Source organism: Tamlana crocina (assembly GCF_012037625.1).
This window is the reverse complement of the sequence record NZ_JAAVJS010000760.1, coordinates 1-302: the sequence shown is the minus strand read 5'-3', so window position 1 is coordinate 302 and position 302 is coordinate 1. Positions and strand designations below refer to the sequence as shown.

At 47.4% G+C, this 302-nt stretch carries 1 protein-coding gene; it reads right to left on the bottom strand.

Annotation, left to right across the window (positions count from 1 at the left end; all coding sequences use genetic code 11):
- The coding region (locus tag HC176_RS18885) for a hypothetical protein (RefSeq protein WP_167920507.1) at nt 1-302 on the bottom strand (302 nt) is incomplete at both ends.

Sequence of the window (302 nt, the reverse complement as noted above, 5' to 3'; positions counted from 1 at the left end):
TCTCCCGTACTTCCGGGTTCTTTGGTCCTGTCAAGAACAGCGATCTTTTTTACCGTTTTTGGCACCTTAGCAATAAAGTCCTTAATAGAGAATGGCCTGTACAGGCGAACGATCAACACCCCTACTTTTTCATCTGAATTCAGCAGTGTATCCACGGTTTCTCTTACAGCTCCTTCACCCGATCCCATAATAACCACTACTCTTTCAGCTTCAGGATGACCTTCATAGTCAAACAGGTTGTACCTGCGGCCGGTGTGCCTATAGAACTCATCCATGATCTCCTGCACGATCTCCGGCACCCT